Here is a 13,066-nt window from a genome sequence, read left to right on the forward strand (position 1 = left end):
TTCAACTTGTATGACTTTTAACCAAAACAAGTATTTACAGACAGATGGATCCGTTAAAAGAAAGACAGCGACTCCCACCAAGAAGCCGCTGCCATTTTTGGATTCGATTATTTCCGGATACCGAGGTCTTTCAGAATTTGGCGATATTGTTCCACATCTTTTTTGTGGAGATAATCCAACATATTCCGGCGCTTCCCTACCAGTTGGATTAAGCCACGACGAGCGGCATGATCTTTCTTGTTTTTTTGCAGGTGCTCGGTAATTTCAGCAATGCGTTTGGTATAAATGGCGATCTGAACATGGGTTTTGCCCGTATTTTTTTCGTCGCCACCATAGGTTTTCACCAATTCGACAATTTGTTCTTTGGTCATCGTAGGTCTCCGTCTTCCGAATCGTCTATCCGGAAGAAGATTTTTGTGAATAAATTTATATAGACTAATTAATATAAGGAGGAGAAGTATGCTTTGCAATCCATCTCATCTTTCTTCAACGCTTCTTGCAACAAGGCCAGCGTGCCAAACCGTTCATCTGGGCGAATAAAGGCATGAAAATACACCTTGACTGTTTGCTGATAGAGGTTATCAGAAAAGTTAAACAGGTTTACCTCCAGCCCCCGTTCGCCATTGGATTCAACTGAGGGCCGTCTTCCGACATAGGCCATGCCTTGAAGGTGGACGCCACTTTCTAAGGTGGCCGTCACGGCATAGCTACCATTTGCTGGCAAAATTTTTCGCGGGTGTTCTATGAACATATTCGCCGTAGGGAAACCAATGGTTCGGCCCAGTTTACGGCCTACAACCACCACACCACGCACTTCATAGGGCCTTCCCAACAGCCGTGTAGCTTCTTCCACCTGCCCTTTTTTCAGATAACGCCGGATTACCGTAGAGGAAACCACCTCATCCGAGACCATTTGTGCAGGAATTTCGTAGGTCTCAAAACCAAAATCGGGGCCTTTTTGGCGGAGTAAAGAAAAGCCTCCTTCGCGCCCACGACCAAAACGATGATCATGTCCTATCACCAATGCCTTTAATCCGATTTTGTCCACCAGATAGCGACGAATGTATTCTTCCGGAGGAGTCTCTGCAAATTCACGGGTGAAAGGAACAACCACCATGCGGTCTAAGCCCAGATGTTCAAGATACACAGCCCGCTCTCGAATGGTTGAAAGTAGTCCTTGGGGTTGTTGGGTAAGTACCTCTCTTGGATGTGGGTCGAAGGTGACCACAGTACTCACCCCCCCAATCACACCCGCCCTCTGTTTCAAAAATTGAATAATGGCTGCATGCCCGAGGTGAACCCCATCAAAAGTCCCCACGGTCAAAACACTTTCCGGATTGGGACGAATCTGCTCCCAGCCTTCCTCTATTGTCATAATTACAATAATCTTTGATACCGCATACCTTATAAGCATGTTAAAATTAACCCTGCCCTCCGTTCGTAAAGCGGCATTAACGGATAATTCAGAAATATTATCGCCGTTAAGGTATAGAAGACCCTTTAGGAAGCGCTATTTCTCCAAAAAAATCATCACGGGCGCTTGCATATCCACCCTGTTTTATTACTAACTTTAAGAATCATTCGCATGAATGACTTTGCAGATGGCCTTTTACGGGGCCTTATGTTTCACAAAACGAAGGATTTACCTTCTCCGGCTTTGGACGACCCTTACCCTTCTGCTTATTTAGACTGGGCCATCTTTTCTGTTGCAACCCCGTGGTATTTCTTTTTGGAGATCGCCACCTTTGTAACGCTACTCATTCTTTCCGCACTGCTTTCCGGTGCAGAGGTTGCTTTTTTATCCCTTTCCGATCGAGAAAAACGTCGGCTAACCGAAGATTCCTCGGCACTGCACCGCCGGATGCTACACCTTGTTACCACGCCTGGCGAAACCCTCACGTCCATCCTCACGATGAACACCTTGGCCAATGTCGCCTTGGTGTTGTTAGGAACCGAGATCACCCGTCAGTTTACGCTACAACAAGACATTCTGCCAGAATGGGGTTTATTTGTAGAGGTCATTTTACTGGTACTCCTGCTTGTCGCTTTTGCAGAGATCATCCCCAAAATGTTGGCACACCATTTTGCACATGCCTATTGCCGCCTCATGTCTCTTCCGGTGTACTGGACCGTCCAACTAAGCGCTCCTTTTGGACGCCTACTTGCACCCCTATCTTCCCGAATCAATGAGCGGATGAATTATTCCAATGGCGGGTTAACCGCTGAAGACCTCAAATATCTGGCAGACATTGGTGAAAAACACGGCACAATTCTCGCAATGGAGCGCGACATGATCCATTCTATTGCAGAATTCAACGAAACTACCGTTCGGGATGTAATGACGAGCCGATTGGATGTGGTCGCGCTATCCACCGACCTTAGCTTTTCGCAAGTGCTGGATCTGGTCCGAGAGCACGGCTATTCCAGATACCCACTTTATGAATCCAATTTAGACCAGATTGTGGGATTGGTATATGCCAAAGATTTTTTACCTTTAATGAACAATGCTCCCTTTCCAGACAAAGTGGATTGGCAGCAACTCATGCGTCCCGAACCTCTTTACGTACCGGAATCCAAAAAAATCAGCGACCTCTTGGAGGAATTTCGTCAAAAACGCCTGCATATGGCCATTGTAATTGATGAACATGGCGGAACCGAGGGCTTGGTTACAATGGAGGATATTTTGGAGGAAATTGTGGGGGATATCTGGGACGAACTGGACGATGAAGAGGAAATCCTCTTTCGAAAAACCGACAATGGGGCTTTTTTGGTGGGAGGACGTATGCACATAGACGACCTTCAGGCAGAAATTCCGTTCACCTTTGAGGAAGAAGAAGAGGATATACAGACAGTTGCAGGTTTATTCCTTCATCGTTTTGGTGATTTTCCACAAGAGGGTGATTCCATCGCCTTGGATCACTTAAAAATGACAGTTAAAAAAATTACCCAGCACCGCATAGACGAAGTTTTTATAGAACTACTAACCCAAACCACAGCGCCTGAATGATATGAGTGCGACAAAACACCCCAAAAAATCTTTTTCGGCCATTTATACCCTCTTGGAATGGGTCGTTGTTCTTTTCCTGCTCTTTCCTGCACGGGCCGAGGCCCAATCCGTTACGCTCAGAGACCAAGAGGTACCCGCCGCCTATGCAACCACCGATCGGTTATTGGCCGTGCAATTACAGGAAGTCTATCACCCAAATGCTAAGGCAACCAAACCACACGATCCTTGGCTGGGATTCGACAAAGTGCAACACCTTGTTTTCAGTTACCTGCTGGTGCTGGGCAATCAATATGTACTGGTTAATAAAATGACCTTCTCCGAAACAGAAGCCTTAAAGTTCTCGGTAGGCTCTACAGCCATGATAGGATTGTTTAAGGAAATTTATGACCTAAAGCGGAGTAAATCCCGCTATTTTAGCAAACGGGATCTGGTGGCAGATGCCGCTGGCATACTACTTGCCGTCGGGGTGATCCGGATCAAAACCAACCATTCGTCTATCAATTAATCCTTTTCCTATGTGCGGAATTTTCGGAATTATCAATGCAGCAGATGCGGCCCGAAAGACCTATTACGGACTTCATGCGCTCCAACACCGGGGCCAAGAGTCTGCCGGCATCGTAACTACGGCCTATGATGCCTCGCGAAAGCGCCTCACGATGCCGGCCATGCGGAATTTTGGATTGGTGACCGATGTGTTTCGGGACGATTCTGTTTTCCAAAACAAACTTGCCGGGGACATGGCCATCGGGCATAACCGATATTCCACCAGCGGATCTTCGACCAATGCCGCCAACATTCAACCTTTTGTGGTGCATTACCGAAATGGAAATTTGGCCATTGCCCACAACGGAAATTTATCCAATGCGGCACAGTTAAGGCAATTGTTCGACTTAAACGGAACCCTCTTCCAAACCACTTCCGACACCGAGGTAATGCTCCATCTGATCGCGCAAAGCCGACAGTTCCGGCAACGAGACCAGATATTGGATGCGCTTTCACAGGTTGAGGGCGCATTTTCTTTGATCCTGATGACCGATGACAAACTGATCGCTGTACGTGATCCGCACGGATTTCGCCCCTTGATGTTGGGACGAATTGATGAGACCCATAACCAAGGAAAACCGGCATGGTGCGTCGCCAGCGAGTCTTGCGCGTTCGATTTATTGGGGGCAACTTATGTACGGGAAATTCAACCAGGGGAAATGCTGGTGATGGAAAAGGAAGCCTGTCAAACAGGTAATTTTGAATCTTACCTTCTTAAACCCACGTCCCAAACAGCACAATGTATTTTTGAATACGTCTATTTTTCCAGACCCGATTCCCGCATTTTTGGCGAGATGGTGGACAAAGTCAGGCGAAAATTTGGCAAAACCCTTGCACACGAAGCACCCGCCCCGTTCGATCCTAATGGTAAACGCACCATTGTGATCCCGGTGCCAGATTCCTCCAACACCTCGGCCATGGGCTATGCCACCGAATTGAATAAAATTTACAACCAAGAAGGTGACCGAGATCATTTTCGGTTTGAGTTTGGTCTTATCCGAAATCATTATGTGGGCCGGACGTTCATCTCCCCCGGACAAGACGCACGCGAACTGAAGGTCCGCCTTAAATTCAATACCGTAGAAGGCATCCTAAAAGACCGGATCGTGGTGATGGTGGATGACTCCATTGTACGTGGTACTACCTGTCGGCAATTGGTCAAAATGGTACGAGAAGCCGGCGCACGAGAAGTCCATTTTCGTGTAACCTCCCCTCCTGTGATTAGCCCGTGCTATTATGGCATGGATTTTCCAACACCTAACGAACTCTTCGCAAACCAATTCGAAGACATAGACGGGATGGCGGCATGGCTTGGGGTTGATTCGCTGGCCTACCTCTCGGAAGAAGGGCTGTTGGAGGCCGTCCGAGAGACCAATTCTATCCCACCTAATTATTGTACAGCATGTTTCACCAATAAATATCCTGTTCCGGTACAAATGCCCAAAGAGACGGAAAAAGAGGCATTTGAATTTGTATAAACAAGTGTAGTTAACTGGAGATTATAAACACAGAATCATAAATTAAATAGACCATATATAAGATCATTTATTAATTAGATGATGGTGTCGTAGATAAAAGTTTTCCGTCTTCGTATTGTTCGGTTCTTGACAGAATACCGTTCTCGCTATAGAATGTCCATGAGCCATGTTTTTTACCATTAAGCCAACTCGATTTAGATTTCAGCTGCCCGTTTGTGTAAAAAACCCTAAAAATCCCAACAGGAATATCCATATTATAAAACTCTTCTTGTCTAAGAACACCATTTTGGTGGTAGTATTCCCAAAGGCCATGACCCTTACCATTCATCCAATAAGCATTAAACTTTAGTTGACCGTTTTCATACCATTCTTGCCACAAGCCATTTGTGACTCCATCTTTTAACTCTTGCCAAGACTTTGGTTTCCCGTTTTGATATTTTTCTGTAACCACTCCTGTAACAGGTAGCCCCTCATAAAAGGTCAATTCGATACCATCTTTGGATTTCTTTTGGACCATTGAGTGATCCAAAATGGTTTGTCCAAATAAGTCTAAGGTACAAAAGAAAAGAATAAGGATAGAAAATAATTTTTTCATTGTTTTGATTTTTAATTGTTAAACAATTTATTTAGTCCTAAATATTTTGTTTCTACAAAATAAATACTCCAAATGCCATCAAGATTAGGATTTTCTTTTTCTTCTCTAGAAAAAAAGAAATATTTACCATCCCTTGAGAACCTTGCAGATCCTTCTTCATTTTTCGTATTAACAAGTTTACCTATACTTTTGGCTTTAGACCAACCTTTGCCTGTTTTTTGGGCTACATATATGTCTTCTCCTCCTTCCCCTAACGGAGTTCCATAAGCATTGAAAACAAGGTATTTACCATCTGGAGAAAGAACAGGATTAGATTTCCAATATTTGTCCTCATCAAAAAGTCCTTCTATTCGGGTTAACTTCGTAAATTCTTGATCATTTTTTTTCGTTTCAAATAGTTCGATATTTTGGGTTCCTCTTAGCATAGTAGCCAAGTAAAAAACCTTACCATTATGTGAGAAAAATGAATTCTCATTTGAAGATGGCCATTCTTCTTTTTCTAATTGGACTTGGTTAATAGATTCAGGCAATGGTATAGGAGCGCTCCAAATTCCATCAACCAATTCAACTTTCCAAATATTCATATCAAAATTACCCATATTTATTCTGTTTGGAATGGCTCTTTCTGATCCAAAATAAAGGGTTTTTCCATCTGGTGTTATGAACGGGTTTTCATCACGATCAGTTGAAAATGATGCGATTTTTGGTTTCTCCCATCTCTTATTAACAAAACTTGTAACATAAATTTTCTGCTTTTCATTTGCAACTCGTCTTGTAAAATAAGCCTTCTTTCCATCAGGAGAAAAACAAATATCAAATTCACTATTTTGTTTTGTAGAGATAACACCTTCTGCAAATAATTCAGGTATTTTTATTGACTTTTCTGCATAAGGAATCGAAATATTATTAGTTAAAATCGTTGCACAAGAAGATTGCAATAAAACTAATAAACATAATAATATAAATATAGGTATATTTTTACTACTATTACTATACAACATAATTATCGCATTTTTTTGAAACATAATATTTATTTAACTTTATTTTGATTAGTATTTGAACATGCTTATGACAATGATATAAAATTAAATTTGTATAAACAAGACCCAAGACTTTCTTAAAAGATGGATGGTAGGTTTTAAGGGCTGAGCGGTCTATCTGCCAGAAGTTATTGTAAACTTTTAGAGTAAAGGAGGGTAAACAGATGACATCTAACTGGTGTGGTTCTGATACCGGATGTATTTAAAAACTTCCTGTAATCAGCCTTACACATGCTATCTACATTGCACTTTAATAGGTGTAGGCTGTATGTGCTGTCGTACCTGTTTTTGAACTTGCTTCTGGCCGATTCTGTTGTAAATGACCAACTGATTTTGATGACTTCATCATTGCGTTGGTCTTTCCAAGCAAGTGCTTCTTTTTCAAGCATGTCTATCGTTTCAAGACGACGATCCAAGCATTGACGAGATAACGTTGAGAACTCGATTTCTGCCATATTTAACTACGAACCATGTTTGGGCGTGTTATGGATGCTCGATGTGGCGCAGTCCCCCGAAGGCGTTTATCGGGATTAAGCGGTAGTGTGTCCGTAGAACGGGAAGGCATTACAAGAAGAAAAGGGGCGTAGCCCTGACCCCTTCATAGATCATGTCACACGAGACCCCATAAAGGGGCATAGCCCTGACATCAACCATACGGTCAAAACCAAGCAAGATTACAGGGCTAACGCCCTTACCCTCTGTCGTTGTGGTCGCGGTGCTACGATGATTACAGGGCTAACGCCCCTTATAGGCAATAAAACGCGTCTAGGTGCTGCCGAGTCCTAAACGGTGGGTAGCACTACCCTTCGGTATAGCGCAGTTCCCCGAAAGGGTTATTTTGGAATTGTGTGGAAAACACTAAAATATGCAGACTTATCATAAAATATTTTTACGGCATCTTGACTTATCCTACGAACTATTGTAAATTCAACTTATCTCAACTTATCTCAACTTATCTCAACTTATCTCAACTTATCTCAACTTTAGATCTGTTTACGAACATGTGTTACTTTAACTGCAAAAATGGTATTATGGCATTGCTTTCAGTATTCTCCTTTCTTATGTGAGGGTGCGACTTCGCTTACGACGGCAATAAAGTTCCCACAACGCCTTTAGACACTGAGGAATTGCAGTATCTGAGAGGAATGGACACTTTGGCAAAAAGTATTGCTATGTTTACGACAGATACAGGCGTTACAAAGGAAGTGTATAAAAGTGTAAGAAAATCTTTTGATGGAGAAAAGAATGTACTCATGGTGGACTTATTAAACCACGAATCTTTTAAGAGAGGGTATAGCAAACAATTCCAAGACCTAAAGCTACAACAGTTTCAGCGTGCTTTTGAGACGAGGTTTCAGTTAGACCAAACGAAGCAATGGAAAACAGAAAGTGATACTTTGTACCAATGGCTCATTCAGCATAAAGTACAGATTTATTGGCCCTATGAGGAGTCGTGGGATGGGGTTTCTCGGCCTACGCTGGTAGTTGCGCCCCTAGAGGACAATGCAGAGTCGGCTATGGGTTATTCTTTAGATGTGGGAGGTAATTTACAACGTGTATTGGTGGATGAAACTGAAAGCCCATCCCGTCTGGGTGCTTAGCTCAAATGAGAGGGTGGAAGATGATTTAAGTTTGCAACAGACTATCATGCCCCCTGCAAGAATGGGGAAAACCCAATCATGGACTTTGGTGACCATTGCAGAATTGCAGGCAAGTAGCGGCTGGGAGTCTATATTTCAGGGAGGTCCGGAGTTTGTGTTTGTGCGGCCAGATGCAGGGACTTTTCAAAGTGGGGATACGAGCATTGGAGCCATACCTATAAGAAAGACCATAGAGGTTAGCAGTTCTAAAGGAACAACGTGGGGTTGGTATAATGCATTATTTGATGATGACTGGTCCGCAGATAAGACAAAGCTAACATTTTTGGTGTATGAAGCAGACAAAAGTCTGTTTGCATCTAATTATAAATTAGGTCTTGAGGTAAAAGTGGGGCCTGTAAGTTTTAAGTCGGAGATACCAGTTAATATAGGTAATCAAAGCGACCTTGCTTTCATAGAAGATTTTACCAGAGAAAACTTCATGGCCATTGCTCGCAATGGTTGGCCTGAGCCATTAGGTTGGGGCTGCCGCCCTGAATACCTTGCATGCTCAGATCCTAATAGTTGGGGCGTTTGGAAGGGTAGTAACTCAGGCCAAGAGGTTAGATGGACTTTTGCAGTAACCGAATGGTAGAAAAAGCATGCATGGTGGGAGGCATTGCAAAACTTTCTCCAATCAGCCTTACACATACACCACGCTAAATAACCTGTATAATATATGTGTAGCATATTTTAAAACGCATCCAGCGTTGTACGCCTAATCTGATGGTGCTACGGTAAAATGACATTACCATAGCACCCATCACAAAAACAATTACATACTATGAAACAAAACGTTTTACCGCTCGCACTATTTACGTGCATGGCTCTTTTTCCCCAAGTGTACCCGCAAGCGTTAGAACAAAAATTCCTTGGGGGGGCTGGTATCGTGCTACTGGGGACTGGCGACCATTTGGCTAAGGGAAGCTATGCCGGCTACCAACATCCTATCAACCCAATCTTCTATGTACCAATTCATGTAGGGCATTTCGTACATACAGACTTTAAGTGGAACTTTGATCATATTACGCTTGTGTATGGAAATTTGGGCATAGGTATTGTACCCGTTAAGTACGCTAAATTTTCATTGGAGTTAGAGAGTGGGGTAACTGCCCGACGCCGGAGTTATCTTCAAACCACAGACATTGGAATACTTGGGGAGGGAATCCCACCTAAATATGTAAAACATAATTACATAGACCAAATGGATGCGGGGTGGTTTCTTACCTTTGGGCTTAATCACTTGGCATCGGATAAAATAGATATTAAGATCTTAGCCTTGTTACAATCCTATCGCACAGGTACACCTGTTGCAGGATTTAAGATACAAGGTTCATTCAAAGTAAAAAAATAATAATATGAAAATGTTTAAATACGGTTATATTTTAGGATTATTATTTTCGGTATGCTATGGGCAGAAAAAACCATTATTACCGAAAGAAATCGGGCTTAGTGCTGGTGTTGTTACGCTGCCTGTCTATGACACAAGGAGTAGCAATACCCAAAACCTTAATCATATGATTATGGAGCCTTCTCTGTATGTAGGCGTTGTGTATGAGCACCCCTTAAAATCTTCTTTGCTTTGGGTATCCAAAATTGGTTTCATAGATGTTAATTATCATTTTGAAGACCCTTTGCATTTAATAGATCAGCGCTTAATTAGCAGAAAACACAACACCCTGTATAGCGGGCTTTATTATCCATTTCAGATTACAAAGCATTTTAAAAATAAAATAGGCATTGGCTTTGATTATCATATCGTGAAAGTTAATGAATATGATTATTATACGAATGGTAGCATTACTACCCCTGTTTTTCATTTTGAATACAAAGACGATGAAGGAGGTTTAGTGCTTACGTTAGGGGCTAAAAAAGCAATCCTCCCAAGGTTAACCCTTAGTGCAGATGCTTCGGTGCACCTCTTTTTTGGTGTTGAAGATGGAAGCATATCCTCAACAACGCTTTTGGCGCAATTGGGATATACATTTTAGGCAAATCAGTAATATGGGCTTTAGGCAATGGTATTGGTGCCAACTTTTCGGAAAATGGCACACCAAAACAGGCTTCCGTCTTCCTCGTATTCATAGGGCTGCTCTGCCACCGCCCATTCCCTGCCTGAAAAATAAAGTTGTAGCCCAACCGCTGTAAAGGCCAACGAATCCGCCCGTCCGTTTTGCATGGGTTGTTCCGGCGCTATTGCGGGCACACAGACGTACATCCACCCACCGTCCCGAAGCACACGGTGACACTCCTGCACCCAAGACAGGTACTGTGCCTCGGTACGTAGAAGATCAAAACTTCGGTGGGCAATTACCCACTCAAACGCTTCTTCACCTACGGGCAATACACCTTCAGGCGTTGGCGTGACCCATTTGATTCCAGAAGCAAGAGACGCTTCTTCCGCCGCTGATTGAGGTTTATTTGCGATACAAGTTACCCGAAAGCCAAGTTGTGCGAGGGGCAACCAGAGTAGGCGATCTGTAAGAGAAAGGTCTAATACCGGAATACCAGGCGGGATGGCTGCCAGGGTGTGCAACAAATGAGGATTGGCCATGTCATTAACCTGTTTGACGAAGCGAGGGTGCGGATGTTTTGTGCTTTGCCCAAGACTGTATCCAAATTGTGGCCCCATTTTGCTGTCTCAGTACCCAATCATCCGGACGATAAGCTGCTTTTGCTTTTTCCGGTGCGGAAATCTTTCGACAAACCATATCACCCAATGCTTCTAAAAACAAAGGATTTCCTTGAGGTGAGTAACTAACTTCATAGTACGAGACCTCTTTCTCTGTAGCATATGCCCGCAAAACAGTATCCAAAAAATAACTTACCTCAAACCGCTCGGTGATAAACGAAATGGGAACTACCAACACCGCCTGTTTGGCATGACCAGCCAGTTCGGTTACGACTTGTTTAATGCCGGGTAGTCCCACTTTCTTAGTCCCAGAAAGGATTTCAGACATACACCCAATGTGCCAGTCATTAGAGATTCCTTTGGCTTCCAACAATGCAGCAATGGTTTCTTTAATCAGGATAAGGGCTGGATCGTGAGGACTTCTATTGGCAGTTGTACAACCGAATGCTGCAAAAACCAATTGAACATCCTGACGGATATGCTTTGGAAAACGGGAAATGCCTTCACAAATGCGGTCTGCTAGAGCTTGTACATATTGTGGGTGACGGGCATATTCATGAACGAGCGCGATTTTGAACACCGCTCCTGCCCGTTCTATGGCCTCCCGAAAATGGGCCAATACAACCCCAGTGGTACTTTGGCTGAAGTGGGGGTACATGGGCAATAAAACGACGTGCTCGATACCATCCTGCTGAAGTTGTTCCACCACTTTATCATGCGTCGGATCCCCATATGAGTTGGAGATATAGACTTTATAAGTATGTTTCAGCGGATACCGTTCTTCGCGGTTCAAGTACTCATCCAGCATAAAACAAAGGTCTCGACGAATCCGGGCATAGGCTGCGCCCCCGCCCATTGCTTCCAATCCTAAAAGCCAGCTTTGTTTTTCTTTTCGTAAGCGCAGCTTAAAAATAAACTTTCCGATGGCAGATAGCCTGCCCGCAAAGCGACTGTGAAATAAAAAACTTTCTATTTCTGAGATGGAACGTGGTTCTCCGAAACTTAAAAGCACCACAGCCACCCGACGCCCGGACGGCACCTCTAAAGAGCGGGTGGGAAAAATGGCCCCATGTTCTTCGTAGAGGCGGGTTTGGTCGTTCAGATTGCTCAATTCGGTTTGGGCTGCAAGGTTTTGCCCATAATAACGCGAACTATCGGGATTCGGATATAGGAACCGTTGAAAAAAAGGCAAACGAACGTTGAAGATTTACCCCTGCAAAAAGCGCTTTCAAAAATAATTCGTTTTTAACGATTAATGCACGGTAGAAATTCGCACCACAGCACGAATCATTTGCTTCTGCATTTCTAAGTGACCGTGCTCTGCTTCGACGTTTATATATGGAATGCCAAAGTTCCCACAAAAGACCGAAAAAGAACCATCGTCGGTAACCGTGGCATTATTTTGCAAGGCCACATTATAGCCTTCGGACTTTAACAGTCGGAAATGTTTGGGATCGGTTACAAAGAAAAAGTCATCGGCATCACTTCCGGCAACAAAATTTACAGAAGCTGCATCTCGGGCATAGGTTCCTCTGGGCAAATAATCTTTCACGGTATAGTTGTCGGCAGAATTGTTGTGCAGGGCAACCACCAAGTCGCCTCGTCTCAGGCCAAAATCATTCACCAATGCCATAGAAAAGGCTTCTACCTCGGCAGCCGCATCAGAATCAAAACGGCTATTGGTCTCTAAGGTCTTTCGGATTCCGACTGGTGTAAATATCCGGTTAGGATCCACCTGATATTTTTTTCCCTGCACGTTAAAGGTGATATTGCGTTCGCCCGTATGCTGTACCTCTACCAATTTCCCCCCTTTTTCCCGAAGCACCTGCCAACCCGCATCTGCCGAAGTATTTTCATTATCGTGCATATTGAAATAGATCAGCGCTGCACCCGCTTTTTGGGCATAGATCACTCGAATTTGGGCATCTCCCAAATAATAATTATTCGTTACTTTGGGAATGATGTTATTTAATTCGAGCAATACTTGTACCGAGTCTTGTGCTGCTAAAGGGACCGAGGAAGAAAACAAAATCAGCCAATAGCACCGATAAAACGAACGCCCAAACATATAAGAAAAAGATTTCATGCCGAAGCGGGGTCTGGTGAAAAGGAGAATCAAGTCCAATTATACATT

Annotated in this window: 14 protein-coding genes; 7 read left to right on the forward strand and 7 right to left on the reverse strand. The window is 43.5% G+C overall.

The features are described 5' to 3' along the window. Window positions 1-107: 107 nt before the first annotated feature. Entirely contained in the window at window positions 108-371 is a 264-nt protein-coding gene (gene rpsO, locus JNN12_10035; protein ID MBL7978668.1) for a 30S ribosomal protein S15, read from the reverse strand. Window positions 372-439: 68 nt separating this feature from the next. Then, complete coding sequence (gene ribF, locus JNN12_10040) at window positions 440-1,375, reverse strand: riboflavin biosynthesis protein RibF (GenBank protein MBL7978669.1); 936 nt, start codon at window positions 1,373-1,375, stop codon at window positions 440-442. 210 nt (window positions 1,376-1,585) lie between these two features. Between ribF and JNN12_10045 the strand changes: the two genes are divergently transcribed. The 3 genes from JNN12_10045 to JNN12_10055 are packed head-to-tail and all read left to right on the forward strand — an operon-like array spanning window position 1,586 to window position 5,028. After that, window positions 1,586-3,007, forward strand: coding sequence for an HlyC/CorC family transporter (locus JNN12_10045; GenBank protein ID MBL7978670.1), 1,422 nt, complete (start codon window positions 1,586-1,588; stop codon window positions 3,005-3,007). A gap of 1 nt (window position 3,008) precedes the next feature. Then, entirely contained in the window at window positions 3,009-3,512 is a 504-nt protein-coding gene (locus JNN12_10050; protein MBL7978671.1) for a hypothetical protein, read from the forward strand. 10 nt (window positions 3,513-3,522) lie between these two features. Beyond that, on the forward strand, window positions 3,523-5,028 hold the full coding sequence (locus JNN12_10055; GenBank protein MBL7978672.1) for an amidophosphoribosyltransferase: 1,506 nt from the start codon (window positions 3,523-3,525) through the stop codon (window positions 5,026-5,028). Window positions 5,029-5,098: 70 nt separating this feature from the next. Here JNN12_10055 and JNN12_10060 read toward each other — a convergent pair whose 3' ends face one another. Then, window positions 5,099-5,623 (reverse strand): toxin-antitoxin system YwqK family antitoxin, encoded by a 525-nt coding sequence (locus JNN12_10060; GenBank protein ID MBL7978673.1) that lies wholly within the window; start codon window positions 5,621-5,623, stop codon window positions 5,099-5,101. Between the two features lie 11 nt (window positions 5,624-5,634). Further along, window positions 5,635-6,648 (reverse strand): PD40 domain-containing protein, encoded by a 1,014-nt coding sequence (locus tag JNN12_10065; GenBank protein ID MBL7978674.1) that lies wholly within the window; start codon window positions 6,646-6,648, stop codon window positions 5,635-5,637. A gap of 1,187 nt (window positions 6,649-7,835) precedes the next feature. Here JNN12_10065 and JNN12_10070 point away from each other — a divergent pair. The 4 genes from JNN12_10070 (at window position 7,836) to JNN12_10085 (ending at window position 10,291) form a co-directional block, all read left to right on the forward strand. Beyond that, a complete protein-coding gene (locus JNN12_10070; GenBank protein ID MBL7978675.1) occupies window positions 7,836-8,264 on the forward strand; it encodes a hypothetical protein in 429 nt (142 codons plus the stop codon). Then, the gene (locus JNN12_10075) at window positions 8,230-8,895 is read left to right on the forward strand and encodes a hypothetical protein (GenBank protein ID MBL7978676.1); all 666 of its coding nucleotides are present in this window, start codon (window positions 8,230-8,232) and stop codon (window positions 8,893-8,895) included. The genes JNN12_10070 and JNN12_10075 overlap by 35 nt, the downstream gene beginning before the upstream one ends. A 189-nt stretch (window positions 8,896-9,084) precedes the next feature. Then, window positions 9,085-9,654 (forward strand): hypothetical protein, encoded by a 570-nt coding sequence (locus JNN12_10080; GenBank protein ID MBL7978677.1) that lies wholly within the window; start codon window positions 9,085-9,087, stop codon window positions 9,652-9,654. A 4-nt stretch (window positions 9,655-9,658) separates the two neighbouring features. Beyond that, window positions 9,659-10,291, forward strand: coding sequence for a hypothetical protein (locus tag JNN12_10085; protein MBL7978678.1), 633 nt, complete (start codon window positions 9,659-9,661; stop codon window positions 10,289-10,291). Window positions 10,292-10,311: 20 nt separating this feature from the next. Here JNN12_10085 and JNN12_10090 read toward each other — a convergent pair whose 3' ends face one another. From JNN12_10090 to JNN12_10100, 3 genes are read right to left on the reverse strand one after another with little or no spacing between them, the layout of a single operon-like run. Continuing rightward, window positions 10,312-10,854, reverse strand: a complete 543-nt coding sequence (locus JNN12_10090) for a methyltransferase domain-containing protein (protein ID MBL7978679.1) — start codon at window positions 10,852-10,854, stop codon at window positions 10,312-10,314. Window positions 10,855-10,858: 4 nt separating this feature from the next. Then, entirely contained in the window at window positions 10,859-12,124 is a 1,266-nt protein-coding gene (hemH, locus tag JNN12_10095) for a ferrochelatase (GenBank protein MBL7978680.1), read from the reverse strand. A 60-nt stretch (window positions 12,125-12,184) separates the two neighbouring features. Continuing rightward, window positions 12,185-13,018: a hypothetical protein gene (locus JNN12_10100; GenBank protein MBL7978681.1), complete on the reverse strand. Its 834-nt coding sequence runs from the start codon at window positions 13,016-13,018 to the stop codon at window positions 12,185-12,187. Window positions 13,019-13,066 lie beyond the last annotated feature (48 nt).

It is taken from the genome of Bacteroidetes Order II. bacterium (assembly GCA_016788705.1).
Taxonomy (GTDB): domain Bacteria; phylum Bacteroidota; class Rhodothermia; order Rhodothermales; family UBA2364; genus UBA2364.

What these genes read in the sequence shown, in the direction of transcription:
- rpsO (MBL7978668.1), bottom strand. Translation starts at nt 371, where the DNA reads ATGACCAAAGAACAAATTGTCGAATTGGTGAAAACCTATGGTGGCGAC.
- ribF (MBL7978669.1), bottom strand. Translation starts at nt 1,375, where the DNA reads ATGACAATAGAGGAAGGCTGGGAGCAGATTCGTCCCAATCCGGAAAGT.
- JNN12_10045 (MBL7978670.1), top strand. Translation starts at nt 1,586, where the DNA reads ATGAATGACTTTGCAGATGGCCTTTTACGGGGCCTTATGTTTCACAAA.
- JNN12_10050 (MBL7978671.1), top strand. Translation starts at nt 3,009, where the DNA reads ATGAGTGCGACAAAACACCCCAAAAAATCTTTTTCGGCCATTTATACC.
- JNN12_10055 (MBL7978672.1), top strand. Translation starts at nt 3,523, where the DNA reads ATGTGCGGAATTTTCGGAATTATCAATGCAGCAGATGCGGCCCGAAAG.
- JNN12_10060 (MBL7978673.1), bottom strand. Translation starts at nt 5,623, where the DNA reads ATGAAAAAATTATTTTCTATCCTTATTCTTTTCTTTTGTACCTTAGAC.
- JNN12_10065 (MBL7978674.1), bottom strand. Translation starts at nt 6,648, where the DNA reads ATGTTTCAAAAAAATGCGATAATTATGTTGTATAGTAATAGTAGTAAA.
- JNN12_10070 (MBL7978675.1), top strand. Translation starts at nt 7,836, where the DNA reads ATGTTTACGACAGATACAGGCGTTACAAAGGAAGTGTATAAAAGTGTA.
- JNN12_10075 (MBL7978676.1), top strand. Translation starts at nt 8,230, where the DNA reads ATGAAACTGAAAGCCCATCCCGTCTGGGTGCTTAGCTCAAATGAGAGG.
- JNN12_10080 (MBL7978677.1), top strand. Translation starts at nt 9,085, where the DNA reads ATGAAACAAAACGTTTTACCGCTCGCACTATTTACGTGCATGGCTCTT.
- JNN12_10085 (MBL7978678.1), top strand. Translation starts at nt 9,659, where the DNA reads ATGAAAATGTTTAAATACGGTTATATTTTAGGATTATTATTTTCGGTA.
- JNN12_10090 (MBL7978679.1), bottom strand. Translation starts at nt 10,854, where the DNA reads ATGGCCAATCCTCATTTGTTGCACACCCTGGCAGCCATCCCGCCTGGT.
- JNN12_10100 (MBL7978681.1), bottom strand. Translation starts at nt 13,018, where the DNA reads ATGAAATCTTTTTCTTATATGTTTGGGCGTTCGTTTTATCGGTGCTAT.